The sequence below is a fragment of the Rufibacter soli genome, from assembly GCF_054781795.1.
This window is the reverse complement of record NZ_BAAGTS010000002.1, coordinates 1,197,852-1,222,263: the sequence shown is the minus strand read 5'-3', so window position 1 is coordinate 1,222,263 and position 24,412 is coordinate 1,197,852. Positions and strand designations below refer to the sequence as shown.

Here is a 24,412-nt window from a genome sequence, read left to right as displayed (position 1 = left end):
TCTCTATGTAAATTATTGGCTGTGGGCAAGCCGCTGCCTCCATTAAAATTGAAAGGCTCTCTGCTGTTGCAGAGAGCCTTTCAATACTTTCATTATAAAAGAATACGTTCTATTTTTTTGTCACCAGTACATCAATTCGTCGGTTCTGGGCGCGTCCTTCCTCTGTGGTATTGTCAGCGACAGGGTGTTGCTCTCCGTACCCTTCTGCCGCTAAACGGCTGGCATCAATCCCTTGGTTCTGGAGGGCTTCCTTCACGGCAACGGCCCTGCTTTGAGACAATTTTAGATTAGAGGCCGGTTGGCCAACATTATCTGTATAGCCCCCAATTTTGATAGAAACCTGTGGATAGGCCTTCAATATCTTGGCTATGTTCTCTATCTGCTCCTGTGAGTTAGAATCAATTCTGGCGCTTCCGGTTTCAAAGTTCAAGCGGTCAAAGCTAAACCAACTGGTTTTATCAACTGCTTTGTTCTTGTCTTCAATAAAGGCCACCAATTTACTTTCTATGCCATTAGGGGCAATATTTAGCTTCACGCCACCCGGGATTTCTCTTTCGGTAAGGCCGTTAGCTGTTGGGGCTGGTTCTGTGGTCTCTGTTTCTGTAGTGGTAGTGGTGGTTTCAGTGGTCGCTACATCGGTATCATTGTCATCATTACAGGAACGAAGGCCAAAAAACAGGATCAAGACAGCCGCCAAACCAAGCAGCAAAGGCCAAAGCCAATTTGTTTTCTTTTCAGTGACCACCGCTGCTTCACGTATTCTTTCTCCCGTGTTGGTATTGAGGGGCCGGTCTATGTGGGGCATGGCCGCCTTAGCCGCGGCGCCCATTCCTCCTAAACCCAACAGGCTACCTATACCGGCAGGTAGCGCGCTCATGATACTTGACTTTTGGTTGCTTAAGTAATTAGTAAACCCGCCTTCGTCTAGGCCGTCATCATGCGTCTTTTTGCCCAAGAAGCCTAATATTAAGGGAGCTACATACCCAAGAATGGCGGAAATGGAGGATGGTTTTACGCCCGCGTAACTACTGAGCGTATTACTGACTGCAGATAAATTGTTGCCAAAGATCTCAGAAAGAAAATGGTTGCTGGCAGGTGGAGTAACGCCCATGGCCCCCGGCACTGTATTCCCGAAGGTGGACAACTGGTTGGCATCACTCTGCCTAATCAGGTTAAAGAGGGATGACCGCGCAGATGGTTCAGAAGCGCGGTGTATTAATCCACCTAAAATAGTAGGGATAATTCCTTCGTATGCCTTGGCCGTTGCAGGTTCACTCTCGTCAAACTGGCTGCTGGTTCTTGAAATGAGATCAGGAGTAATGAATCTCCTTAATGACTCTAGTAAATCTGCCATAATTTTTCTAAGTTAAAGTTTACCAATTCCCTTTTACTATATACCTCTCCCATATTATTTTGTTGTAAATATGGTACGGTTACCCTTTCGACTTATCCAATTACCTGAATCAGGATTTTTCAATCATTATAACTGATAATCAAAAACTTACTCCTACGTCTGGAACCATAATGGTTTGCTGACGAGGGCTACCTATAGGCTTTCCTGTATTACTTTCACGTGGTAACCTTCAACGTGAAAGAGCCTCCTTAACTGTTGCTAAAGAGGCTCTTTTAAAAACGCATTATCACATTAACATTAAGTATATCCTTCCTGCATTCGCATTCCAGTTAAAAAAATAGGTTGCCTCGTTTCACCTAAGGTCAATCAGTTAGAATTTAATCATGGTGGTCAAGCAATAGGTACAGCGAAAAAGCGCCAATGGCCATGACTACATCCCGTACTGCTACATCAAAGTATTGGCCGGTTAAAAGTAAATTAAAAGCAATGCCCACCAACCAAAGGGCAACTACCAATGCGCCAATTTTAGGTTTTACCAACACCAGAAACCCGGCTATAATCTCTATCACGCCCACTACAGACATGAAGGTGTGGGCCTGAATTGGCAGAATGTCTGTTACAACCGGGGCCAAGTATTTATCCCAGTTGGTGAGTAGGTGCGTGAACTTGTCCAGGCCAGCTACTATAGGTACCAGGCCATAGGTGTACCGCAGCAAAGTGATGACAGTGTGTACGCGACTGCCAGTGGCCCTGGTTTCTCTGGTAGATCCAGTTAGGGTTGTTGTTAAGGTGTTTTCCATGGTTTTATCCTCCTTTTGTTAAATTGTTTTTCCCATTAGATGGATTAAAAAGAAAACCGTTACAAAATATGTAACCCTTTGGGGCCAATCTCATCTAACCTTAAAGTTTAACCACATGGAAAAAGTAGCGCATTTAGCCCTTGCCAATAAAAACCAGGTGCCCGACGCAGAGGTGGTGGCGCGGGTACTAGGCGGGGAAAAAGAATGGTATGAGCTTTTGATGAGACGGCATAACCAAAAGCTTTACCGTGCCCTCAGGAGTTACCTAAAAGCAGAACAGGACACCGAGGACGCCATGCAAGACACTTACCTGTTGGCTTACCAAAAGCTGCACCAATTCAGACAAGATTCGCTTTTCTCCACCTGGCTGATCAGGATAGGAATAAACGTGGCGTTGGGCAAACTGCGGGAACGCAAACGGCTTGCCCCAGCCATAGATGCAGAGGGGGACCTCAGGCATTTAGACCTTTCCCCTACCGACGAATCAAACCTCTTGAACCCGGAAAACATGGCTATCAGAGACGAAGTGAAGAAGCTCCTGGAAGGAGCCATTAGCCACTTGCCAGAAAAATACAGAATTGTCTACGTCCTGCGGGAAGTAGAAGGCATGCCCCTGAGTGAAGTAATGGCCTGCCTGGGTATCTCTGAAAGCAATGTAAAAATACGGCTGCACCGAGCCAAAGCCCTACTCAAGGAAAATCTTTACCGGCTCTCCCTTAGCAAAGAAGTATTTGAGTTTGGTAACCACCGTTGTGATGCCCTGGTGGCGAAGGTTCTGAGTGCCTTGCCTTCATAGCCCCATTGGAAATAACAAAGAAAGCGACAACAAATTGCCTTGTAGGATATTCCTGTTTTGGGCCCGTTTTCCCAAAAACGGGCCCAAAACAGGACCGTTCTTTTCTTGGGCGCTAGCAACCGACAATGCCTTTAATTGTGGGTTCTGGCCAGAAACACAAAGCTTCGCAAACCGTTAGTGATAGAGATAAGTTTTTGCAAGAGGCTACCCGCGTCACTTTTATACCTTTGATCTCTCAAGCGCCAGCCAGCAGATACTTTATTGGAAAGAAAGAACGCTACCCATTAAAAACCCATAAGATGAAAAAGAACATAGGAAGTCTGGACCGCATTATCAGGTTCTCTGCAGCGGCAGGGGCCATTGCCTTCATTGCTACCAATAAAATTCATGCAAGGGCAGCCTACGCATTAGGGGCCGCTGCCCTTATGCTGGGCCTTACCAGTTCTGTTGGCCATTGCCCGGCCTATGCGGCCACCCATGTCAGCACAAACCCAGATTTGCCCGAAGCCCATCAGTTCAATCTGGCACTTTAATTTTACGCTAGAAGATTATGGACAAAGGGCTGGGGCGCTTGATCTGGTGTAACCCAACCATCATTCGTGCTGTCTTTGCGTTTCGGGCCTGTTTTTTGAAAAACAGGCCCGAAACGCAAAGACAGCTTTTTCAGGGTTAGAAACATGGAGGATTTAAGTAAGGCCAACCGGCTTTGGTCTGTTCAGAGAGGGCTTCTATATCGATTGCAGACGGAGCATTCCATTTGCTGGGGCAAGTCTGCAGAAAGGGCGTTGGCTTCTACCAAGCTTTCCAACGGCTACTTGAATAAAGTGAAATAACCATTATAAAGGCAAAAGATTACTGCCAAAACCTGCGTTTGTGTCCAACCCGCCTAAACTGCAGCTAAGCCGCGCAAAACTCTATCGGTAGAAATAGAATGTAATTAACATCCAACATATAGGAAGAGCACTTAAAATGAAAAGCCCCAAAGTTCTGGGGCTTTTCATTTTAAGACAGGCCAAAGGTGTTTTCAAGCAATCACGTTTTCCTTTCTCAGGAAAGTCTCTAGGTTGGTGGATACGTTCAGGCAGTTACAGGCTCTGGGAGCATCATTGCAGAACCGGGTGTCCAGGTTCTCGTTTTTGCAGTGCAGCGCCGTAAAATCTAATTGTTCAAACCCTTTGTTTATTCTCTTGCATTCCTCAAACAGGCTACTCACACTGGTGCCCTCACCTGGGTTAATCTCGTTTTGCAGGAGAAACCCCCGGAGAAACTTCTCAATAGAGAATTGGGCATTCTTGCACACCATGTAAGCCATAAGGTCTTCTTCTGGCTTGTAATACTCTTCTTTGGCCCGATTAAGCTTGTCAATGGCTTCATAGAATAATTGACTGGCCTGGGCATTGGCTTTTGGTTCCATAACAGTAGAGGTTAAGGCCAGCCTACCTTTTTAGGGGTAAGCTGGCTTCATGGTTTTTATGAATTCTTCAGAAAATCAAGTTTCTCCCATTTAGATTCAACCTCTTCTTGGGCACGCTGGAGTAGCTCTGCCCCTAGGGCAGCATCCTCTTTTACCACGCGGGTAAAGCGGGTTTCTTTGTACATAAACTCACTTACCGGGGCAGAGGGTGCTTTGGAGTCTAACCTGAACCTGCTGCCTTTGGGCTTAGATGGATCAAATCTGAAGAGTGGCCAGTACCCTGTCTCTACCGCTTTCTCCTGCTGTGACACCCCGTGCTTGAGCTCATAGCCGTGCTCTACGCAGTGGGAGTAGGCAATAATGAGCGATGGGCCTGGATACGCAGCGGCTTCCTCAATGGCTTTGAGGGTCTGCAGGTCTTTGGCCCCAATGGCCACCTGCGCCACATACACATTCTCGTAGGAGATGGCTTGGAGGGCAAGGCTTTTTTTGCTGCTTCGCTTACCAGCCACCGCAAACTTGGCACTAGCCCCCAGCGGCGTAGACTTAGATTTCTGACCACCGGTATTGGAGTACACCTCAGTGTCAAGCACTATGATATTGATGTCTTCACCAGAGGCCATAATATGGTCAACCCCGCCAGATCCAATATCATAGGCCCAACCGTCGCCGCCCAGAATCCAGACTGCTTTTTTGCGCAGGTGCTCTGTGAAGTGCCGGAGTTTTACTACATCAGGGTTATCCCCCACCCCATCCAGGGCCAGTTTGAGGCGCTCAATGTCCACCAGTTTTTGGGCCTTCTCGGCTTCATTGGCTTCTGGGTTGTTGAGAATATCTGCTACCAGGTCACTGCCTACCAGGGGTTCTACCGCCTTGAGCAGGCTAACGGCAATCTCCTGCTTTTTGGAAAGCGCCAGCCTCATACCCAAGCCAAACTCAGCGTTGTCTTCAAACAGGGAGTTAGCCCAGGCCGGTCCTCGCCCACATGAATTGGTTTTATAAGGAGTGGTGGGCAGGTTACCGCCATAGATAGAGGAACAGCCGGTGGCGTTAGCAATGAGAATACTGTCTCCGTACAACTGGGTAAGTAGTTTCACATAAGGCGTTTCCCCACAGCCAGAGCAGGCACCAGAGAACTCAAACAACGGCTCCAGGAACTGAGACCCTTTCACGTTGGAAAGCTGCAGTTCTTTGCGGTCGTACTCCGGCAGGTTGTTGAAGTAGTCCCAGTGCAGGTTTTCATTGGCCTGTACCTCCAGCTTTTTGTGCATGTTAATTGCCTTGGAGTTAGGGATTTCCTTGCTCTCTACCGGACAAACGGCCACGCACAGGTCACAGCCGGTACAGTCTTCAGGGGATACCTGCAAGATGTAAGACTCTGTTGCCTCGCTGAATGGCCGTCCTTTAGCGGGAACGGTTTTCAAGGAAGCCGGGGCGCCTAGCAATTGATCATTAGACACCACCTTGGCCCTAATAGCGGCATGCGGACAAATGACCACGCATTTGTTACATTGCGAGCACAGGTTGGCGTCATCCCACACAGGCACAAAATCTGCAATGCCGCGTTTCTCAAACTGCGACGTACCCGTTGGGAACGTGCCGTCTATAGGGAAGGCGCTCACAGGAAGTTCGTCGCCGGTGCCCGCCAGAATCTTGCCCAACACCTCTTGCACAAAAGCGCTGCTGTTGCCAGACATCATGGGTTTTAGCTGGCGGCTGTTGGTGACCATGGCTGGGTAGTCTACTTTCTGAAGGCTCTCCAGGGAAGCGTCTACCGCGTCAAAGTTCATTTTCACCACCTTCTCACCCTTATGGGAGTAGGATTTCACAATGGCATCTTTGATTTTCTGGATAGCCTCTTCTTTAGGCAGCACCCCTGAAATAGCAAAGAAACAGGTTTGCAGCACCGTGTTGGTTCGCTTGCCCAGGTTGGCAGCCTGCGCTACTTTGGAGGCGTCTACCACGTAGAAATCTAGGTGGTTTTCTACAATCATTCCCTGTAAATGCTGTGGCAACTGTTCCCAGACTTCCTCTTTGGAAAAGGGCGAATTGAGCAGGAAAGTGCCCCCTGGTTTTATCTTCCGTAAGAGGTCATACTTCTCCACAAAGTTGAACTGGTGGCAGGCAATGAAATCGGCCTCCTCAATCAGGTAAGTAGAATGGATGGGCTCTTTGCCAAAGCGCAAGTGTGACACCGTCTGGGCCCCGGCTTTTTTAGAGTCGTACACAAAATATCCCTGCACATAATTATCAGTGGTGTCACCAATGATTTTGATGGAGTTCTTATTGGCCCCTACTGTACCATCGGCTCCTAAGCCGTAGAACAGGCAGTTGATGGTAGTTTTTCTGGCCCTGAACGCCGGGTCATACTCCAGGCTGGTAAAGCTCACGTCATCCTTAATACCAATGGTGAAGTGGTTTTTGGGCTTGTCTTTATCCAGCTCATCATACACGGCTTTAACCATGGCCGGATTGAATTCTTTGGAAGACAACCCGTAGCGGCCGCCAATAATAAGTGGCATTTCCCGGTCACTTTCAGCGAAGGCGGTGATCACATCCAGGTACAGCGGCTCTCCGGTACTGCCCGGCTCTTTGGTACGGTCCAGCACCGCCACCTTGGTAACGGTAGCAGGCAGTTTGTCCATGAAATGCTCTATGGAGAAAGGCCTGAAAAGCCGGATAAACAAAGCCCCTATCTTTTCGCCCTGGGCGGTTAACGCCTCAACGGTTTCACGCACGGCGCCTTCACCTGAGCCCATGATAATAATGACTCTTTCTGCTTCTGGGTGGCCCACGTAGTCAAAGAGCTCATACTTGCGCCCGGTGTGCCCATAGAACTCATCCATGACATCCTGCACAATACCTGGTACCCGTTTGTAATAGAGGTTGGCCGCCTCACGGGCCTGGAAGAAGACATCTGGGTTTTGTGACGTACCCCTGATCACGGGATGATCTGGGTCCAGGGACCGGTTCCGGTGCTCCAACACCTTGTCTTCCGGCATCATGGCTTTGATTACCTCATCTGGAATGCCGTCAATTTTGGAGATCTCATGCGAGGTGCGGAAACCGTCAAAAATATTCAGGAAGGGCACCCGGGTATGAAAAGTTGCCACCTGTGAAATCAAGGCGAAGTCCATGGCCTCCTGCACCGAGCCCGCAAACAGCATGGCATACCCGGTCTGCCGGGCGGCCATCACGTCTGAGTGGTCCCCAAAGATGGAGAGGGCGTGGGTGGCCACGGTTCTGGCGGCCACATGTATCACGGAAGGCAGGAGTTCACCGGCAATCTTAAACATATTAGGGATCATGAGCAGCAAGCCCTGTGAGGCCGTGAAGGTGGTGGTCAAGGCCCCCGCCTGCAAGGAGCCGTGCACTGCGCCGGCCGCCCCGCCTTCACTCTGCATTTCCACAATCCGGGGAATATTCCCCCAGATGTTTTTCTTTTTATTGGCACTATATACATCTACGTGTTCCCCCATGGGGGACGCCGGCGTAATGGGGTATATAGCGCACACTTCATTTGTTTTGTGCGCTATAATGGCTACCGCCTCATTAGCGTCGCAAATCAGTTTTGGGAATTCTTTTTTCATCATGAAAATTTTATTGGTACCCTACTAATTCCGTCCTTTAATAAGGAAAGAATATCAATAGTATTTCGCTGATTTAAGGCAATAAAAAAGCATCATTCTTTATCCCTAAAGAACAGTAATAAGCAACTGTGCGGTAGCTGTTATGGCTTGTCTATTCGCCGTGCATCCAGACTTTTTTCTGGAGCAGCTGGTCTTCAGATTCTACGTGGCTGTCATCTACTATACAGCAGTCAACCGGGCATACAGAGGCGCATTGGGGCTTTTCATGGAACCCATGGCACTCGGTACATTTATCAGAAACAATGAAATAAAACTCATCTGAGAGGGGCGCATTTTTAGCGTCAGCGTCAAGATCTACCCCGGTTAATGATTTTACCAGCCCCCTTAAGGTAGTTCCGTCTGCAAAAGACCACTCGGCATCTGGCTCTGAAATAGCATTATTTGGGCATTTAGAAATGCAGGCATCACAGTTGATGCATTCATCGGTAATTATTAGTGCCATGACTTTAATTGTTTGGTTAGACGGAATGAAATTAGAGTTCTATCCAGCCAAAAAACATGATGACGGTCACTTTATAATTTGATTATAGTCATTTGGATTAATTCTAAATGAAAGGAGATTTGATCATCTAATTACCCCCCTCTCCTTCCCTTCCACCTTAATTAAGTCCAGCCATGATTACAGAGAAAACCAAAACTCCACCCGAAGCTCTGGAAGCAGTTGTTGTTCGGTTTGTGGGCGATTCTGGTGACGGCATGCAACTGACCGGCACCCAGTTTACAGACACCTCTGCCATGTTTGGCAATGATGTGGCTACCTTCCCCAACTACCCTTCTGAGATTAGAGCCCCCCAAGGCAGCCTGTATGGGGTTTCTGGTTTTCAAGTACATATTGGCAGCGTGGAGGTAAGCACCCCCGGCGACAACGTGGATTTGCTGGTAGCCATGAACCCAGCCGGCTTAAAGGCCAACCTGCATGCCCTTAAGCCCAAGCAGACCATTATAGTAGACACAGACGCCTTCACCTCCAAGAACCTGGAGAAAGCGGCTTATGCCACCAATCCGCTGCATGACGGCAGCCTGGACAACTACAAGGTGATTGAAGTACCCATGACCTCCCTTACCAAAGAGGCGGTAAAAGACGTGGTAGGCCTGGATAACTCGGCCATTACCAGAAGCAAGAACATGTTCTCTCTGGGCATGATCTACTGGATGTACAACAGATCCACAGAGCATACCATTGACTTCATCCAAAAGAAATTCAAGAATAAAGACCATTTAATTGAGGCCAACACCAAGGTGTTGAACGCCGGCTTCTATTACGCTGAGACCTTAGAGCTCATTCCTAATTCTTACACCATTTCACCGGCCAAAATGCGGGAGGGAACCTACCGCATCATCATGGGTAACACCGCTACCGCCTGGGGCCTGCTGGCTGCCGCCGAAAAGGCCGGCCTGGAACTGTTCCTGGGGTCTTATCCCATCACCCCGGCCACCGATATCCTACATGAATTGGTGAAACACAAGCACTTTGGCGTGAAAGCCTTCCAGGCCGAAGATGAGATTGCCGGCATTACCTCGGCAATTGGCGCCTCCTTTGCCGGAGACCTGGCAGTGACCACCACCTCTGGCCCTGGCCTGGCCCTGAAAGGGGAAGCGATTGGCCTGGCCGTGATGACGGAATTGCCTCTAGTGATTATTAACGTGCAGCGGGGCGGCCCTTCTACAGGTCTGCCCACCAAAACCGAGCAATCTGACCTCATGCAGGCCATGTACGGCCGAAACGGGGAAAGCCCTGTGATTGTGCTGGCAGCTAGCACGCCGGCCAACTGCTTTACTTATGCTTATGAAGCGGCTAGGCTGGCCCTGGAGCACATGACCCCGGTCATTCTGTTAACCGACGGGTACATTGCCAACGGCTCAGCCCCCTGGAAAATCAAATCAGTGGCAGAGATGCCTCAGATAAAGAACCGCAAGATCACAGACTGCTCTGAAAAGAACGCTCCCTTCCAGAGGGATGGCGAGACCCTGGCCCGCAATTGGGCCGTGCCGGGCACGCCAGGCTTAGAGCACCGGATTGGCGGTCTGGAAAAGGACTCCATCACAGGCAACGTGTCACACGTTCCGGAAAACCACCAGACCATGACCTTTATCAGAGCCGAGAAAGTACGGCGCGTGCAGGAGAATATTCCGGAGCTTAAAACCGAGTTCGCGGAGTACGGTGACCTGCTGGTGGTAGGCTGGGGAGGCACCTATGGTTCCCTTTACTCTGCCGTGAAACAACTGAACAAAGAAGGACATGAGGGGATTGGCCTGGCGCACTTCAACTACATCAACCCGCTGCCCAAAAACACCGCTGAGATCTTCTCCAGATTCAAAACCATTGTGGTCTGTGAACTAAACGCCGGGCAGTTTGCCAGTATCCTGCGCATGAACTTCGGGCAATATACTTACGCGCAGTTCAACAAGATTCAGGGCCTGCCCTTTGCCAATGATGAACTCATCCAGGAATTTAAAAAGCTCATGTAATTATGGAAACTACTACACCTATACCGGCCTATACTTTTAAAGACTTCACCAGTGACCAGGAAGTAAGGTGGTGCCCTGGCTGCGATGATTATGTGATTCTGCGGTCTATGCAAAAGGCGCTTCCAGACATGGGGGTTAGAAAAGAAGACGTGGTGTTTATCTCGGGTATTGGCTGCTCCTCGCGCTTCCCGTATTACATGGACACCTACGGCATGCACAGCATCCATGGCCGGGCCCCGGGCATTGCCACCGGCGTGAAGTTGGCCAACCCTAACCTGAGCGTGTGGGTGATGACTGGCGACGGAGACTCCATGGCCATTGGCGGTAACCACTTCATCCATGCCCTGCGCCGGAACGTGGACCTTAATATTGTCATGTTCAACAATGAGATCTACGGTTTAACCAAAGGCCAATTCTCTCCTACTTCCCTCTTGGGCCAGAAAACAAAATCCTCACCCTACGGTAACACCCAGCCGCCTTTCTCTCCTGGTGAGCTGGCCCTGGGCGCCAATGCCCGTTTCTTTGCCCGCATTGCCGGCAACAACCCCAAAGTCATTTCCCAGATCCTGATTGAGGCCCATCAATTCAAAGGCACGTCTTTGATTGAGGTACTGCAGAACTGCGTGATCTTTAATAACGGCTGCTTTGACAACATCACCAACAAAGACGTGAAAGAAGACAAGCAGATCTTTGTAGAGCACGGCAAACCCATGCTGTTTGGAAAGGACAAAGAAAAGGGCTTGATGCTGAAGGGTCTTAAGCTGGAGGTAGTTACGCTAGGTGAAAACGGTGTGACCCTGGAAGATATTCTGGTGCATGATGCCAAGGAGAAAGACCCTACCCTCCACCAGATGCTGGTACGCCTGGAACACCCCATGGTAACCGGGGTGATCAGAAGCTACGAGGACTTTACCCTGGAAGAAAGAGAAGACGCGTTGACCGCAGAAGTAAAAGCCAGGTCTTCCTTTTCCAAAACCGATGATCTCTTCTTCTCAGGAGAGACCTACCAGGTAAAATAGCATGCTGGCAACTGATTTTCATCAGTTTTATTCCCCTTCATTTCTGGTAATATTATTTAAAAGTAAAGCAGTAAAGAAATGGGTTCAGAAGCATTGATAGTTTTCTTTCTGGCCGGCGTGGTACTGGTGGCCGGGGCCAACTTCCTCTCCAATTTAATCTCTCCAAAGTCAGACAATCCCCGCAAACGCGAGCCCTATGAAAGTGGCATGACCACTATTGGCCCCACCTGGGTGCAGTTCAAAGTGGGCTATTACCTGTTCGCCATCCTGTTTCTCCTTTTTGATGTAGAGGTGGCCTTTTTATTCCCCTGGGCCGTGGTCTTCAAAACGGTGGGTACCGCTGCGCTGGTGGAGATATTCATCTTCTTATTTATCCTGGGCTTAGGCCTGTTGTACGCTTGGAAGAAAGGAGCTTTAAAATGGCAGTAGAAACCACCACCGCACCAGCCGCGCCCACCATGCCGGCAGATTTTCCGGGCAAGGTTATTCCGGCCGGCAATGGGGCCAACATAGTCGTCACTTCCCTGGACAAGATCATTAACTGGGGCCGCGCCAATTCCTTATGGTCGCTGTACTTTGGCACCAGTTGCTGCGCCATTGAAATGATGCAGACCGGGGCGGCCCGCCATGACTATTCCCGGTTTGGGTTTGAAGTGGCCAGGCCTTCGCCCCGCCAGGCAGACCTGATTGTGATTGCCGGCACCATTACCAACAAAATGGCCCCGGTGCTCCGTCGCCTCTATGACCAGATGGCCGAGCCTAAATACGTCATCGCAATGGGCGCCTGCGCTATCTCAGGGGGACCGTTCTTCTACAATTCCTACTCGGTAGTAAAAGGGGCCGATCATATTATTCCGGTGGATGTGTATGTGCCCGGCTGCCCGCCCCGCCCCGAGGCCCTGCTGGAAGGCATGCTCATGCTGCAAGACAAGATCAGGCAGGAAAGCATGAAGCACAAGAAAAATCCTATTGACGGTTTTGATGAAGGCCTTTAACCTACAGGCGCTATGACGAACGAAGCATTACAATACCTGATAGAAGACTGGTTCCCGGAGCCTGAGGCAGTTAAACTTAAGTTCTCCACAGAAGGATCACAATTTCTGAATGTAAGCATTGACCCAGACCATCTGCTGGTTTTGATGCGTTTTCTGAAAAACACCCCCGAAACGCATTTTGATTACCTGTTCTGCCTGACTGGGGTAGACTGGGGCAAAGAGCTAGGGGTAATCTATCACCTGGAATCCACCACTCACCGCCATATGCTGGCTGTACGTGTCACCACCCCAGACCGGGAAACACCCACCCTAGAAACGGTATCTGATCTCTGGCGCACCGCGGAATTCCATGAACGGGAAGTGTTTGATTTTTTTGGGATCAGATTCACCGGCCACCCCAACATGAAACGGCTTTTCCTCACCGAAGATTATGTGGGTTACCCGCTCCGAAAAGATTTTTCAGATGAAGTGAACATGATAGTTAAGTAAACGCATATGGAAACCGCTACTGTCAATACCACCTTTAAGTCTGAAGAATACTTCATCAATATGGGGCCCCAGCACCCTGCCACCCACGGGGTTCTCAGGTTGCTGTTAACCATAGACGGCGAGGTCATTAAGAAGGTAGAACCAGACCTGGGCTACATTCACCGCTCCATAGAAAAGATGTGTGAGCGCAACAGCTACCAGCAAATCATCCACTTAACCGATCGGCTGGACTACCTGTCTGCCCACATCAACAATGAGGCGGTGTGCTTGGCGGTAGAGAATGCGCTGGGCGTAGAGGTACCCGATAGGGCCAAGGTGGTAAGAACCATCATTGGGGAATTGACCAGAATTGCCTCGCACTGCTTGTGGTGGGGCGTGTTGGGCATGGACGTGGGAGCCTTGACCACCTACTTCTACGGATTCAGGGACCGCGAAATGATCAATGACATCTTTGAGGAAACCTGTGGCGCGCGGCTGACCATGAATTATAGCTTGCCCGGCGGACTGATGTTTGATATCCACCCCAATTTTGCCTCCAGAGTCAAAGCCTTCATTACCCACTTCAGAAGCAAATTACCGGAGTACGATACCCTGCTGACCAACAACGTCATCTTCCAGAAAAGAACCAAAGGCGTGGGGATTTTAAGCAAAGAAGCCGCCATCTCTTACGGAGCTTCCGGACCGGTAGGCCGTGCCTCTGGTTACTCCTGTGACGTGAGAAAACACCACCCATACAGCGCTCTGGACAGGGTTACTTTCAATGAAGTCTTGAAAACAGAGGGCGACACCTTCGCCCGCTACCAGGTCCGGATTGAAGAGATGTGGGAATCCCTTTCCATCATTGAGCAACTAATAGACAATATTCCAGACGGGAATTTCCAGGTGGCCACCGATGCCGTCATTAAACTGCCCAAAGGCGAGTTCTACCAGAAAGTAGAAACGGCCCGCGGCGAGCTGGGGGTCTTCATCATCAGTACCGGTACCAAAAACCCGTACCGGCTCAAGTTCCGCTCGCCGGGCCTCTCCAACCTGTCGCTATTAAACCATATAGCCGTGGGCGGAAAAGTAGGAGACCTGGTAGCCTCCATGGCCACCCTAGATCTTGTAATCCCTGATATAGACCGATAAACCACTAAGGCGATGAATATATCACTTACCCTCTCAGAAAAGACGCATGAGCTGCTTTCTGGCTTCATGCCACCTAGTGTTGCCAGCATAGTAGAAATGGTTCTTATTGCCGTGGTCTATCTTGCCTTTTTTGCCATTGCCGGTCTTTTTCTGGTACTGCTGGAAAGAAAGGTAGCCGCCCGTTTCCAGTTGCGGTTGGGTCCTAACCGGGTTGGGTTCCAAGGGTGGTTCCAGACCGTGGCAGATGCGTTGAAATTGGTGTCCAAAGAATTAACGGGTACGGTTAAGGCAGATAAGTTCCTTTACAATCTGGCGCCTTACTTTGTCATCATCACCGCCTTAATGGCCCTGGCGGTTATCCCCTTCGCGGGGTATTTCCAGGCTTTTGACATCAATATTGGGGTTCTCTTCATTATCGCGCTTTCTTCTATTGGGGTGATAGGTATTCTGCTGGCCGGTTGGGGCAGTAACAACAAGTTTGCCATGATAGGCGCCATGCGCAGCGGGGTACAGACCATCAGTTATGAACTGTCTGTGGGCTTGTCTTTGCTGACCATGATCCTGATTACCGGCTCTCTGCAGCTTTCTGAGATTGTAGAGGTACAGCGCAACGGCTGGTTGATTGTGCAAGGCCACATACCGGCAGTGTTTGCCTTCATGATCTACATGATTGCCGGCACCGCCGAAACCAACCGGGCTCCCTTTGACCTGGTGGAAGCAGAATCTGAACTGGGCGCCGGCTTCCACACCGAGTACTCCGGTATGAAGTTCGCCTACTTCTTCCTGGCTGAGTTCATCAACATGTTCATTATTGCCTCCATTGCGGTCACTGTTTTCTTCGGGGCCTACCTTTCCCCCTTCGGGATTACGGAGTCTCTCCCCTGGCTGGGCCTGTTCTGGTTCCTGGCAAAAGCGCTGGTGCTTGTGTTCCTGATGATGTGGTTCAGGTGGACTTTCCCCCGGCTGCGCATTGACCAGCTGCTGACCCTGGAATGGAAGTACCTGCTCCCTTTGAACCTGATGAACATTGTGTTAATGGCCATTGTGGTGTGGCTTAACCTAACCATTCAATTGTAACGGCTATGAGTTACTTCTCAGACATCTATCAAGGAGTTAAGACCCTGCTCACGGGAATGGGAGTCACCGGTAAATACTTCTTAACCTCTGGCAAAGGTGCCATTACCCAGCAATACCCAGACAATAGAGACACACTCCAGATGTTTGAGCGCTTCAGGGGTGAGGTGGTGATGGTACATGATGAAAACAACGAGCATAGCTGTACCGGTTGCCAGAAATGCGAACTGGCCTGCCCTAACGGCAGCATTGAGATCATTTGGGACCGCGGTCTGGACCCGGAGACCGGCAAAAAGAAGAAGATGATTGACAAGCACATTTACCACTTTGGCATGTGTACCCAATGCGGTTTGTGCGTGAACGCCTGCCCCTCCAACGCCATTGAATGGGCGCAGAATTTTGAAAACTCAGTGTATGACAGAACCCAGCTTACCCGGGTGCTGAACAGACCAGGATCTAAGGTAAAAGCAGGAGTAGAAGAATAAGCTATGGAAAAGTTCCTATTTTATGGGTTAGCGCTGACCATGATCGGCTTCGCTATCGCCTCGGTGACCAGCCGCAAAATGCTCCGCTCCGTGGTCTACCTGCTCTTCGTCTTGATTGGCATAGCGGGCGTCTATTTCATGGCCGACTATAACTTCCTGGCTGCCATTCAGCTGACCGTGTACGCCGGGGGGATTATCGTGCTGATCATCTTCTCCGTGTTACTGGTGCACCACATTGATATGGAGATGGAAGTACCCAGCAAAACCAAGCGAATTCTTACCGCCCTCACCTGCCTGGCTGGGCTGGCTGTCTTTGCCACTACCATCATCGCCCATCCTTTCAAGGCAGTACCAAACGCTATCACTACCACCACCGGTGACATTGGGATGAAACTCCTGAGTTATGACGCAGGAGGCTTTATTCTTCCCTTTGAGGTGATAAGCGTGCTGCTGCTGGCGGCTATGATAGGTGCCATTACCATTGCCCGCACCGGCAAGGCCCAGCTGGAAGAAACAGAGATCTCCACGCCTACCCCTGAGGAACTACCCATAGAGCTATTGGAAGAACCCCTGGAAAAAGAAATAGCTGTTTCCTACAAAGAGTCTACCCTGTTGGAGACCATCCATTAACCTAACTCCTTACCAAGATGATACCCGGCATCAGCATTACTGAAATCCTACTTGTCACGTCTATCCTCTTTTTCATAGGGGTTTATGGGTTCATGACCAGAACAAACCTCATCTCTATCCTTATCTCGGTGGAGCTGATCCTGAATGCCTCGGTCATCAACTTTGTGGTGATCAACAAATACCTGTACCCAGACATTCTGCAGGGGGTGGTGTATTCTGTTTTCATCATTGCCGTAGCCGCGGCAGAAACGGCGCTGGCAGTAGCCATCATATTCAACCTTTACAAGCAAATAAGCTCTGTAGAAGTGAAGGAAACCGAAACGTTGAAATTCTAAACCCTGGAAATCATGAATACAGGTTATACCCTTCTTATTCCCCTTATCCCGCTGGCGGTATTTCTGCTGCTGGGTATTTTTCACCGGAGAATTAGGCCGGCGGTTTCCGGGTACATAGGCGTGGCTGGTCTAACGACTTCCACTATTCTGTCTTACTACACCGCGTTCCAGTATTTCTTTGTGGTGGGCAAGGTCAACGGCGCTTACCAGGCCATCGTGAACAAAACCGTCTGGCTGAAGTTCACCGAGACCCTGCACATTGACCTAGGCGTGCTCATTGACCCAATTTCCGTGATGATGCTCCTAGTGGTCTCCACGGTTTCTTTGATGGTGCACATTTACTCCAGAGCCTACATGAAAGGCGATGACGGGTATACTAAGTTCTTTGCCTTTCTGGGCCTCTTCACCTTCTCTATGTACGGGCTGGTGCTGGCCACTAACCTGTTCCAAATCTATATTTTCTGGGAGTTGGTAGGGGTTTCCTCTTTTCTCTTGATTGGCTACTACTACACTAAGGAATCTGCCGTGGCGGCAGCCAAAAAAGCCTTTATAGTCACCCGCTTCGCGGACTTTGGTTTCCTGATTGGCATTCTGATCATCGGGTTCTACACCGGCACCTTTGATTTTGAGACGCTCAACAACCCGCAGGGAAGCGCCATTCTCAATTGGGCCTCCAGTTCCTTCATGGGGCTCTCTGTGATCACCTGGGCCCTGCTACTCATCTTTATGGGCGGTGCGGGTAAATCGGCTATGTTTCCGTTGCACATTTGGTTGCCAGATGCCATGGAAGGTCCTACCCCCGTATCTGCCCTGATCCACGCCGCTACCATGGTAGTAGCCGGGGTGTACCTGGTAGCCCGCCTGTTCCCGCTCTACTACTTTGTGGAAGACGGCTTTGTCTTACAGGTAGTGGCGTATGTGGGAGCCTTCTCTTCCTTGTTTGCCGCAGTGATTGCCGTTACCCAAACCGATATCAAGCGGGTGCTAGCCTTCTCCACCATGTCACAGATTGGGTACATGATGCTGGCGCTGGGCGTCTCTGGCTATGAGGGGCATGACGGGGTGGGCTACATGGCATCCATGTTCCACCTGTTTACCCACGCCATGTTCAAGGCGTTGCTGTTCCTGGGAGCTGGCTCTGTCATCCACGCTGTGCACAGCAACTACCTCAAAGACATGGGCGGCCTGCGCAAATACATGCCCGTGACCAACGTTACCTTCCTGATTGCCGCCCTGGCCATTGCAGGGGTACCTCCGCTGGCCGGTTTCTGGAGCAAAGACGAAATACTGGTGGCCGCCTATCACAACAACCCGCTCATCTATGGAGTGGCCGTGTTTGTGGCCGGACTCACTGCCTTCTATATGTTTAGGCTGTACTTCGGGATCTTCTGGGGCAAGGAAACCACCTACAAACACGCTCCCCATGAATCACCCTTAAGCATGACCATCCCATTAGTCATCCTGGCTTTCCTGAGTGTCATAGTCGGTTTTATTCCCTTCAGCCAATTTGTAACCGCTGATAAAGCCGGGTTTGAAGCCCACCTCAACTACCCCTTGGCGGCCATTGCGGTGGCGGTGGGAGCCCTGGGGATTGCACTGGCCTGGATCTTCTACAAAAAGGAAAACAATCTTTCTACCCGGTTCGCCAACGCCTTTGGCGTGTTTTACAAGTGGACCAGTCACAAGTTCTATTTGGACGAGTTCTACCTCTTTGTTACCCGGCAGATCATCTTCAAACGCATCTCTGCGCCTATCGCCTTCTTTGACAAAAAGGTGGTTGACGGCACCATGGAGGGCATTGGCAACAAGACCATGAGCCTCTCCAAAAAAATAATGGGCGTGCAATCTGGCAGGCTGCAGGATTACGCTTTCGGCTTCATTGGCGGGGTGGTCGTGTTTGCCGCGGTGTTTATTTACTTATGGACTAATTAACGCATCACCATGGATATTCTATCTCTCTTCGTCGTTTTCCCTGTCCTGGTTATTACCGCGCTGGTTTTCACCAAAGGGTTATCCCAGGCCCGCCTGGTGTCTATGGTGGGCAGCCTTATCCAACTGGGTATGGCCATTAATTTGCTCTATGCTTACCTTCAGGAAAGAGCGGTGAATGGAAGCGTGATGCTCTTCACCCGTGATGTGGTTTGGTTCCGGGAATTCAATATCCATTACAACATAGGGGTAGACGGCATCTCGGTGGCCTTGATTCTGCTCACCGCTATTATAGTGCTGGCGGGGGTATTCATTTCCTGGAAAATAGAGGAACTGCCCAAAGAATTCTTCATCTCCTTGCTGGTTTTGTCTACCGGGGTTTACGGGTTCTTTATTTCCATAGACCTCTTTACCATGCTCGTGTTCTATGAGATTGCGGTGATCCCTATGTACCTGCTCATTGGCATCTGGGGCTCTGGTCCAAAGGAATATTCGGCTATGAAACTCACCATTATGCTGATGGGCGCCTCTGCGGTGCTGATGGTAGGCATACTGGGTATTTACTTCAACTCCAACGCAGACGGCGGCCCCTTAACTTTCAATATTCTGGAGATTGCCAAAGTCAAAATTCCAATGGAGGCGCAGCGATTATTCTTCCCGCTTACGTTTGTAGGCTTTGCGGTGTTGGGTGCCTTGTTTCCCTTCCATACCTGGTCACCAGACGGTCACGCCTCGGCCCCTACCGCGGTATCAATGCTGCACGCCGGCGTGCTAATGAAACTGGGTGGGTATGGGGTGTTCCGGATAGCCATGTTCCTGTTACCCGCTGGGGCGATGGAGTGGTCCTGGTTCTTTATCATCCTGTCGGCTACGGGCGTGGTGTACGGGGCCTTTGCCGCCATCAAGCAAACCGACCTGAAATACATCAATGCCTACTCCTCCGTAAGTCACCTAGGTATGGTGTTGTTTGCGCTGCTTATGCTCAACAAAACCGCCTGGAACGGCGCTATTCTGCAGTCTTTGTCACATGGGTTTATGACGGCCCTTTTCTTCGCCTTGATTGGCATGATCTACTCCAGAACCCACACCCGTGACATTACCAAACTAGGCGGTCTTTTGAAGGTAATTCCATTCATCTCTGTGGTGTACGTGATTGCCGGTATGGCTTCTTTAGGCTTGCCGGGGTTCAGCGGCTTTGTGGCCGAGATGAACATCTTTGTGGGGGCGTTCCAGCAAGAGGAAATGTTCTACCGCGTGGCCACCATCTTGTCTGTTTCTGCCATTGTGATCACGGCCGTGTATATTCTTCGGGTAGTAGGCATCATGCTCATGGGCCCCGTGAAAAACGAGGAATACCTGCACCTGCCCCAGGCTACCTGGTATGAGACCACCGGCATTCTTTTATTGCTTATTCCTATCGTGGCCATTGGGGTGGCTCCTTTATGGCTAAGTGAAATGATCACCAAAAGCATTCAGCCCTTCATTCAGGGAGTTCTTTAATTCTAACTTTACGGCAATGGATACAAGTAGCCTTTTACTCATGCGGCACGAAGTATTATTACTAGGGATCGCCTTGCTCCTGGTAATAGCTGAGATATTTATTCCTTCCAACAGGAAAGGCAGTATCGTGCATTTAGCCATTCTTTTGTTTGGGGTGCATACCGCGCTGGGGTTTCTGCCAATAGCCGAGGACAGCTTGTTTGGGGGCATGTTCCGGACCAACAGCCTCATCCATTTCTTTAAAAACGTCCTGAACATTGGGGTACTGGTACTCTTGTTACAGTCCGCGGACTGGTTGCAGGAAAAAATTGTGAAACAGAACCGGGGCACGGAGTTTTTCATTCTCCTGTTCTTCTCGCTGCTGGGCATGTATTTCATGATCTCCGCCGGCGACTTCCTGATGTTCTACATTGGACTGGAGTTTTCTACCCTGCCGGTGGCTGCCCTGGCTTCTTATGAACTGATGAAGCGAAGCTCCAGTGAAGCAGGGATCAAACTAATTTTGTCGGCGGCCCTGGCTTCCGGGGTTTCCCTGTTTGGGATCTCCATGCTCTATGCCACCACCGGCTCTATCTATTTCAAGGACGTAGCGCAGGTCATTACTACCGCGCATCTGTCGGTGTTGGGGTTTGTGCTGTTCTTTGCCGGGCTGGCCTTTAAGATCTCCCTGGTGCCGTTCCATTTCTGGACCGCCGATGTGTACGAAGGCGCCCCTATCAGCGTGGCCTCATACCTGTCTGTGATCTCTAAGGGAGCCGCGGCCTTCATCTTGATGATCTTGCTCTTCACGGTGCTGAAGCCCTTAATGCCGGTTTGGGAAAACCTGATTTACGTAGTGGCCCTGGCCACCATGTTCCTGGGCAACCTGTTTGCCCTGCGCCAGCAGAACATGAAGCGGTTTCTGGCTTTCTCCTCTATCTCGCAGGCAGGTTTCATTCTACTGGGTTTGATCACGGGTACGCAGTTAGGGACTGCCACGGTGGTGTACTTTGTCATGATCTACATCTTCTCTAACCTGGCCGCCTTTGGGGTGGTGCAGGCCATCTCGCTGCAAACCGGCAAAGAGAACATGGATGATTACAACGGCCTTTACCGCACCAACCCTAAACTGAGCCTGGTCATGATGCTGGCCCTGTTCTCTTTGGCGGGCATTCCGCCCGTGGCAGGTTTCTTCGGGAAGTTCTTCCTATTCACAGCGGCCGCCAGCCAAGGGTATTACCTACTGGTGTTCCTGGCGGTGGTAAACGTGACCATATCCCTGTTCTACTACCTACTGGTGGTACGGGCTATGTTCCTTCGCAAAAGCGATAACCCCATTCCCTTGTTCCAGAACAGAATCTACATGCGCCTGGGTCTAGGTATTACCGTGATAGGCATTCTGGTGCTAGGGCTTTACAGCCCATTGTATGATTACATCTTTGAATTAAGCGGCGTCTTTAACTAATAAAGCTATGGCCTTAGAAGGAAAACATGCTTTTGGAAGCATAGGAGAAACCAGAGTCACGTTTGTAGAAAAACAGGTAAACGAAGGTCGGAAAGGCTTTTTAAAAGACTTGCTGGAGCATAATGGGTTTGAGGTGCTGATTGAGGAAGAAAAGAAGAAAGCCGAAACAGACCCCACCCTTTACACCGTGGGCGTAACGGATATGGTGTTTAACCCCACCACCTACGTGTTTGAGCGCCGCCTGAAAACGTTTGACGGCCGAAAGGTAACCCAAGACTACTGGCTACAGAAAACCCAGGACACCGAACCGCAATACTGGAACCTAAGGTACAAGGCTCTTGATGTGAATTGACAACTAGCCCTTTACCCAACTTTACTGTCTAAGGAAGCGCCTGTCAGATAGCTATCTGACAGGCGCTTCGCGTTTGGTCTTTTCCTACAACAACGATTTTTTTTGAGAGAAGCGTCCGCCTAAACCTTTCCATTTAAGCGGTTGTCTGTTTTAGGCCTGTTTTTCTAAAAACAGGCCTAAAACAGACAGACCTTTAGACCGGAATTAACCCAAGAGCAAGCCTATACACAGCTATTTATTGGCCATACTAAAATGGCTCTTTCTATGTGAGGGCATTTAGAATAGACCTAGTCAGGAGCTGGGTGAATTCTGTTTTAGAGCCGTTTTTCTAAAAACAGGCTTAAAACGCAAACCTGGTCTTGAAGGCAAGAAATAAAAGTCAACCGATCATGATTCTGGCATCCACGGCCACCAAAGAGTGTGCGGTGCCTAACAAAGGGTTAATGTCCATTTCCCTTATTTCAGGGGCAGCCTGAAGCAGGGCGCTTAGTTTCATAAGGGTGGCCACCAGTAATTCTTCGCTCACTCCTTCCTTGCCGCGCACCCCCTGAATAATGGGATAGGATTTCAGGCGCCTGATCATGCGGCTGGCTTCTTCCTGGCCCACGGGAGCCAGGGCGGCAGACACATCCTTAAAAACCTCTACAAAGATGCCGCCCAGACCGCATAGAATCTGGTGACCATAGTTGTCCTCGGCCTTGGCGCCCATGTAGACTTCAATGCCCTTGAGTTGTTGCTGCAGCAAGACGCCTTCTACCCCTTCTAAGCCCATGAGGGTATCATAGGTTTGGGCCACTTCTTCCGCATTTGTAATCCCGGTCACTACCCCGCCCATATCTGACTTATGGACCGGTCCTACCACTTTCATCACCAATGGGTACCCCAGTGCCTCTGCCTGCGTCAAAGCTGCCTCATTAGACGTGACCGTGGCTTGTTGCACGGTAGAGATTCCGGCCGCCGCCAGTAAGTCAAATACCTGGGCCGGGGGTAAATACCCGGTGGGGTTCTCTTCCACTATTTGCCGTATCTTTTGGGTATCTACCGCGGGCAAAACCGGGTCTGGGTACAGGGGCTGCATTTTGTTTACCCGGGTTAGCACGTAGCCAAAGCTGACTTCATCTGTGAAATTCACGTGCCCCATGGCCTGGAAATGACTCACCTCTTCAGCGGCCTGAATAGCCGAGGGAAGAATGGGAAAGATAGGCTTCCGGCAAGTCCTTATTTTTTCATGCAACACTTGGTACACGTCGTCTACCCGCCACATGCCGGTGGTGCCAAACACCACCACGGCGCCGTCAATCTCGTCAAATTCATTATCTACAAAGTCCAGGATTTCTCCCAGCTGCGTGGCGTTGCCGGTGGCCAGGAAATCAATGGGGTTGGCCACCGAAGATCCCGGATACAATTTGGAGAGCAAGGCGTCTGCTTTGGGTCCTTCCAAGTGGGGAACCTGCATGCCGCCTTTTACCAGAATATCGGTGAGCATGACGCCGGGTCCGCCTGCATGGGTGATGACGGCCAGACGGTCGCCTTTCAATGGTTTTATGGAAAAGATAGCGGCCACATACACCAGCTCAATTCGGCTGTAGCACCTGATAATTCCGGCTTTTCTAAACAAGGCACTCACCGCGGAATTAGAGCCGGCCAAAGCGCCCGTGTGCGAAGATACCGCTCTGGAACCTGCCTCAGTGCTTCCGGCTTTGATGGCGGCAATCCGGCAGCCTTTCTGCACCAGAGAGCGGGCATGTTTCAGGAACCGTTTAGGATCCGCGATCTGCTCCATGTACAGGAGTTTGACCCGGGAGCTTTGCTGGGGGTCAAAGGTTTCGTCCCAGTATTGGAGCACGTCTTCCACCCCAATCTGGGCACTGTTGCCCACCGAGAAAATGTCTCTGAATTTCAATCCCCTTGGTATCGCCATCTCCAGCAGATACACCATGGTAGCCCCAGACGCCGACACGCAGTCGCAGCCCATGGCATCAAACTCGGGCACCGGGCCGGCAAATACGCCTTTGTATTTTTGGGTCAAAACCCCAATACAGTTGGGTCCGATGAGCGTTCCGCCCACGGCATTCACTATGTCTACGCACCGCTTTTCAAGGGCTTCCCCTTCGGGCCCGGTCTCACTGAAGCCCGCCGAAAACAGGATAAACGCTTTACAGTTCTTCTCATAGGCCAGGGTGCGCAAGGCCTCCTCCACGTACTGGGCCGCCACCGCAATGATGGCCAGGTCCACCTCCGGTAACGCCGCGCAGGCTGGGTAGCAGGGTATTCCTTGCACCTCCTGCTCTTTGGGGTTCACCCCATAAAGTTGCCCTTCAAAACCGTTGGCCAGGATGTTGTACAGCACTTTGCCGCCGGGTTTAGAGATATCATTAGAGGCGCCTACAATGGCAATGCTGCTGGGGTTCAGTAGTTGGGCTGTTATCATTTTTGGGCAATTGGGTGGGGCCATAGGCCGAGCCCAAAGTAAGGCAATACGAGGCTTAAAAAAGCTGATAAGAATCAGTTCCTGGCCTGTGGTTCTCAGGTATTTCACCACCCTTTTG

Annotated in this window: 22 protein-coding genes; 16 read left to right on the top strand and 6 right to left on the bottom strand. The window is 50.4% G+C overall.

The features are described 5' to 3' along the window. Nucleotides 1–109 precede the first annotated feature (109 nt). Complete coding sequence (locus tag ACYVJQ_RS07015) at nucleotides 110–1,354, bottom strand: OmpA family protein (RefSeq protein WP_460892360.1); 1,245 nt, start codon at nucleotides 1,352–1,354, stop codon at nucleotides 110–112. A 377-nt stretch (nucleotides 1,355–1,731) separates the two neighbouring features. Next, nucleotides 1,732–2,154 carry a tRNA (5-methylaminomethyl-2-thiouridylate)-methyltransferase gene (locus tag ACYVJQ_RS07010; RefSeq protein WP_460892359.1) on the bottom strand — a complete coding sequence of 141 codons (423 nt, stop codon included), beginning with the start codon at nucleotides 2,152–2,154 and terminating at the stop codon, nucleotides 1,732–1,734. A gap of 115 nt (nucleotides 2,155–2,269) precedes the next feature. Here ACYVJQ_RS07010 and ACYVJQ_RS07005 point away from each other — a divergent pair, with 115 nt between their 5' ends. Both ACYVJQ_RS07005 and ACYVJQ_RS07000 read left to right on the top strand, forming a co-directional pair. Next, entirely contained in the window at nucleotides 2,270–2,950 is a 681-nt protein-coding gene (locus ACYVJQ_RS07005; protein ID WP_460892358.1) for an RNA polymerase sigma factor, read from the top strand. A gap of 299 nt (nucleotides 2,951–3,249) precedes the next feature. Beyond that, a complete protein-coding gene (locus ACYVJQ_RS07000; RefSeq protein WP_460892357.1) occupies nucleotides 3,250–3,483 on the top strand; it encodes a YgaP-like transmembrane domain in 234 nt (77 codons plus the stop codon). Nucleotides 3,484–3,974: 491 nt separating this feature from the next. Here ACYVJQ_RS07000 and ACYVJQ_RS06995 read toward each other — a convergent pair whose 3' ends face one another. From ACYVJQ_RS06995 to ACYVJQ_RS06985, 3 genes are all read right to left on the bottom strand, one after another. Continuing rightward, complete coding sequence (locus tag ACYVJQ_RS06995) at nucleotides 3,975–4,364, bottom strand: HEPN domain-containing protein (protein ID WP_460892356.1); 390 nt, start codon at nucleotides 4,362–4,364, stop codon at nucleotides 3,975–3,977. 56 nt (nucleotides 4,365–4,420) lie between these two features. Then, nucleotides 4,421–7,957, bottom strand: a complete 3,537-nt coding sequence (nifJ, locus tag ACYVJQ_RS06990; protein ID WP_460892355.1) for a pyruvate:ferredoxin (flavodoxin) oxidoreductase — start codon at nucleotides 7,955–7,957, stop codon at nucleotides 4,421–4,423. Nucleotides 7,958–8,105: 148 nt separating this feature from the next. Further along, a complete protein-coding gene (locus ACYVJQ_RS06985) occupies nucleotides 8,106–8,456 on the bottom strand; it encodes a 4Fe-4S dicluster domain-containing protein (protein ID WP_460892354.1) in 351 nt (116 codons plus the stop codon). 173 nt (nucleotides 8,457–8,629) lie between these two features. Here ACYVJQ_RS06985 and ACYVJQ_RS06980 point away from each other — a divergent pair, with 173 nt between their 5' ends. The 14 genes from ACYVJQ_RS06980 (at nucleotide 8,630) to ACYVJQ_RS06915 (ending at nucleotide 21,863) form a co-directional block, all read left to right on the top strand. Beyond that, nucleotides 8,630–10,483, top strand: coding sequence for a 2-oxoacid:acceptor oxidoreductase subunit alpha (locus tag ACYVJQ_RS06980; protein ID WP_460892353.1), 1,854 nt, complete (start codon nucleotides 8,630–8,632; stop codon nucleotides 10,481–10,483). 2 nt (nucleotides 10,484–10,485) lie between these two features. Continuing rightward, nucleotides 10,486–11,502, top strand: a complete 1,017-nt coding sequence (locus ACYVJQ_RS06975) for a 2-oxoacid:ferredoxin oxidoreductase subunit beta (protein WP_460892352.1) — start codon at nucleotides 10,486–10,488, stop codon at nucleotides 11,500–11,502. A gap of 78 nt (nucleotides 11,503–11,580) precedes the next feature. Beyond that, nucleotides 11,581–11,931 carry an NADH-quinone oxidoreductase subunit A gene (locus ACYVJQ_RS06970; protein ID WP_460892351.1) on the top strand — a complete coding sequence of 117 codons (351 nt, stop codon included), beginning with the start codon at nucleotides 11,581–11,583 and terminating at the stop codon, nucleotides 11,929–11,931. Next, nucleotides 11,922–12,497, top strand: a complete 576-nt coding sequence (locus ACYVJQ_RS06965) for an NADH-quinone oxidoreductase subunit B (RefSeq protein WP_460892350.1) — start codon at nucleotides 11,922–11,924, stop codon at nucleotides 12,495–12,497. The genes ACYVJQ_RS06970 and ACYVJQ_RS06965 overlap by 10 nt, the downstream gene beginning before the upstream one ends. A 12-nt stretch (nucleotides 12,498–12,509) precedes the next feature. Next, the gene (locus ACYVJQ_RS06960) at nucleotides 12,510–12,986 is read left to right on the top strand and encodes an NADH-quinone oxidoreductase subunit C (RefSeq protein ID WP_460892349.1); all 477 of its coding nucleotides are present in this window, start codon (nucleotides 12,510–12,512) and stop codon (nucleotides 12,984–12,986) included. Between the two features lie 6 nt (nucleotides 12,987–12,992). Next, nucleotides 12,993–14,114 (top strand): NADH-quinone oxidoreductase subunit D, encoded by a 1,122-nt coding sequence (locus tag ACYVJQ_RS06955; protein ID WP_460892348.1) that lies wholly within the window; start codon nucleotides 12,993–12,995, stop codon nucleotides 14,112–14,114. 12 nt (nucleotides 14,115–14,126) lie between these two features. Continuing rightward, entirely contained in the window at nucleotides 14,127–15,191 is a 1,065-nt protein-coding gene (gene nuoH / locus ACYVJQ_RS06950) for an NADH-quinone oxidoreductase subunit NuoH (RefSeq protein WP_460892347.1), read from the top strand. A 5-nt stretch (nucleotides 15,192–15,196) separates the two neighbouring features. Next, nucleotides 15,197–15,673 (top strand): 4Fe-4S dicluster domain-containing protein, encoded by a 477-nt coding sequence (locus tag ACYVJQ_RS06945; RefSeq protein ID WP_460892346.1) that lies wholly within the window; start codon nucleotides 15,197–15,199, stop codon nucleotides 15,671–15,673. Between the two features lie 3 nt (nucleotides 15,674–15,676). After that, a complete protein-coding gene (locus tag ACYVJQ_RS06940) occupies nucleotides 15,677–16,303 on the top strand; it encodes an NADH-quinone oxidoreductase subunit J family protein (RefSeq protein ID WP_460892345.1) in 627 nt (208 codons plus the stop codon). A 17-nt stretch (nucleotides 16,304–16,320) separates the two neighbouring features. Next, nucleotides 16,321–16,638, top strand: coding sequence for an NADH-quinone oxidoreductase subunit NuoK (nuoK, locus tag ACYVJQ_RS06935; protein WP_460892344.1), 318 nt, complete (start codon nucleotides 16,321–16,323; stop codon nucleotides 16,636–16,638). 12 nt (nucleotides 16,639–16,650) lie between these two features. After that, nucleotides 16,651–18,570, top strand: coding sequence for an NADH-quinone oxidoreductase subunit L (nuoL, locus tag ACYVJQ_RS06930; protein WP_460892343.1), 1,920 nt, complete (start codon nucleotides 16,651–16,653; stop codon nucleotides 18,568–18,570). A 9-nt stretch (nucleotides 18,571–18,579) separates the two neighbouring features. Next, nucleotides 18,580–20,067, top strand: a complete 1,488-nt coding sequence (locus ACYVJQ_RS06925; protein WP_460892342.1) for a complex I subunit 4 family protein — start codon at nucleotides 18,580–18,582, stop codon at nucleotides 20,065–20,067. A 40-nt stretch (nucleotides 20,068–20,107) separates the two neighbouring features. After that, the gene (locus ACYVJQ_RS06920) at nucleotides 20,108–21,511 is read left to right on the top strand and encodes an NADH-quinone oxidoreductase subunit N (RefSeq protein WP_460892341.1); all 1,404 of its coding nucleotides are present in this window, start codon (nucleotides 20,108–20,110) and stop codon (nucleotides 21,509–21,511) included. Nucleotides 21,512–21,518: 7 nt separating this feature from the next. After that, nucleotides 21,519–21,863 carry a hypothetical protein gene (locus tag ACYVJQ_RS06915; RefSeq protein WP_460892340.1) on the top strand — a complete coding sequence of 115 codons (345 nt, stop codon included), beginning with the start codon at nucleotides 21,519–21,521 and terminating at the stop codon, nucleotides 21,861–21,863. 379 nt (nucleotides 21,864–22,242) lie between these two features. Here ACYVJQ_RS06915 and ACYVJQ_RS06910 read toward each other — a convergent pair whose 3' ends face one another. Next, nucleotides 22,243–24,294, bottom strand: coding sequence for an acetate--CoA ligase family protein (locus ACYVJQ_RS06910; RefSeq protein ID WP_460892339.1), 2,052 nt, complete (start codon nucleotides 24,292–24,294; stop codon nucleotides 22,243–22,245). Nucleotides 24,295–24,412: the final 118 nt, after the last annotated feature.

Bases quoted from the DNA above. Each gene is read 5' to 3' on its own strand.
- ACYVJQ_RS07015 (WP_460892360.1), bottom strand. From the start codon at position 1,354: ATGGCAGATTTACTAGAGTCATTAAGGAGATTCATTACTCCTGATCTC.
- ACYVJQ_RS07010 (WP_460892359.1), bottom strand. From the start codon at position 2,154: ATGGAAAACACCTTAACAACAACCCTAACTGGATCTACCAGAGAAACC.
- ACYVJQ_RS07005 (WP_460892358.1), top strand. From the start codon at position 2,270: ATGGAAAAAGTAGCGCATTTAGCCCTTGCCAATAAAAACCAGGTGCCC.
- ACYVJQ_RS07000 (WP_460892357.1), top strand. From the start codon at position 3,250: ATGAAAAAGAACATAGGAAGTCTGGACCGCATTATCAGGTTCTCTGCA.
- ACYVJQ_RS06995 (WP_460892356.1), bottom strand. From the start codon at position 4,364: ATGGAACCAAAAGCCAATGCCCAGGCCAGTCAATTATTCTATGAAGCC.
- nifJ (WP_460892355.1), bottom strand. From the start codon at position 7,957: ATGATGAAAAAAGAATTCCCAAAACTGATTTGCGACGCTAATGAGGCG.
- ACYVJQ_RS06985 (WP_460892354.1), bottom strand. From the start codon at position 8,456: ATGGCACTAATAATTACCGATGAATGCATCAACTGTGATGCCTGCATT.
- ACYVJQ_RS06980 (WP_460892353.1), top strand. From the start codon at position 8,630: ATGATTACAGAGAAAACCAAAACTCCACCCGAAGCTCTGGAAGCAGTT.
- ACYVJQ_RS06975 (WP_460892352.1), top strand. From the start codon at position 10,486: ATGGAAACTACTACACCTATACCGGCCTATACTTTTAAAGACTTCACC.
- ACYVJQ_RS06970 (WP_460892351.1), top strand. From the start codon at position 11,581: ATGGGTTCAGAAGCATTGATAGTTTTCTTTCTGGCCGGCGTGGTACTG.
- ACYVJQ_RS06965 (WP_460892350.1), top strand. From the start codon at position 11,922: ATGGCAGTAGAAACCACCACCGCACCAGCCGCGCCCACCATGCCGGCA.
- ACYVJQ_RS06960 (WP_460892349.1), top strand. From the start codon at position 12,510: ATGACGAACGAAGCATTACAATACCTGATAGAAGACTGGTTCCCGGAG.
- ACYVJQ_RS06955 (WP_460892348.1), top strand. From the start codon at position 12,993: ATGGAAACCGCTACTGTCAATACCACCTTTAAGTCTGAAGAATACTTC.
- nuoH (WP_460892347.1), top strand. From the start codon at position 14,127: ATGAATATATCACTTACCCTCTCAGAAAAGACGCATGAGCTGCTTTCT.
- ACYVJQ_RS06945 (WP_460892346.1), top strand. From the start codon at position 15,197: ATGAGTTACTTCTCAGACATCTATCAAGGAGTTAAGACCCTGCTCACG.
- ACYVJQ_RS06940 (WP_460892345.1), top strand. From the start codon at position 15,677: ATGGAAAAGTTCCTATTTTATGGGTTAGCGCTGACCATGATCGGCTTC.
- nuoK (WP_460892344.1), top strand. From the start codon at position 16,321: ATGATACCCGGCATCAGCATTACTGAAATCCTACTTGTCACGTCTATC.
- nuoL (WP_460892343.1), top strand. From the start codon at position 16,651: ATGAATACAGGTTATACCCTTCTTATTCCCCTTATCCCGCTGGCGGTA.
- ACYVJQ_RS06925 (WP_460892342.1), top strand. From the start codon at position 18,580: ATGGATATTCTATCTCTCTTCGTCGTTTTCCCTGTCCTGGTTATTACC.
- ACYVJQ_RS06920 (WP_460892341.1), top strand. From the start codon at position 20,108: ATGCGGCACGAAGTATTATTACTAGGGATCGCCTTGCTCCTGGTAATA.
- ACYVJQ_RS06915 (WP_460892340.1), top strand. From the start codon at position 21,519: ATGGCCTTAGAAGGAAAACATGCTTTTGGAAGCATAGGAGAAACCAGA.
- ACYVJQ_RS06910 (WP_460892339.1), bottom strand. From the start codon at position 24,294: ATGATAACAGCCCAACTACTGAACCCCAGCAGCATTGCCATTGTAGGC.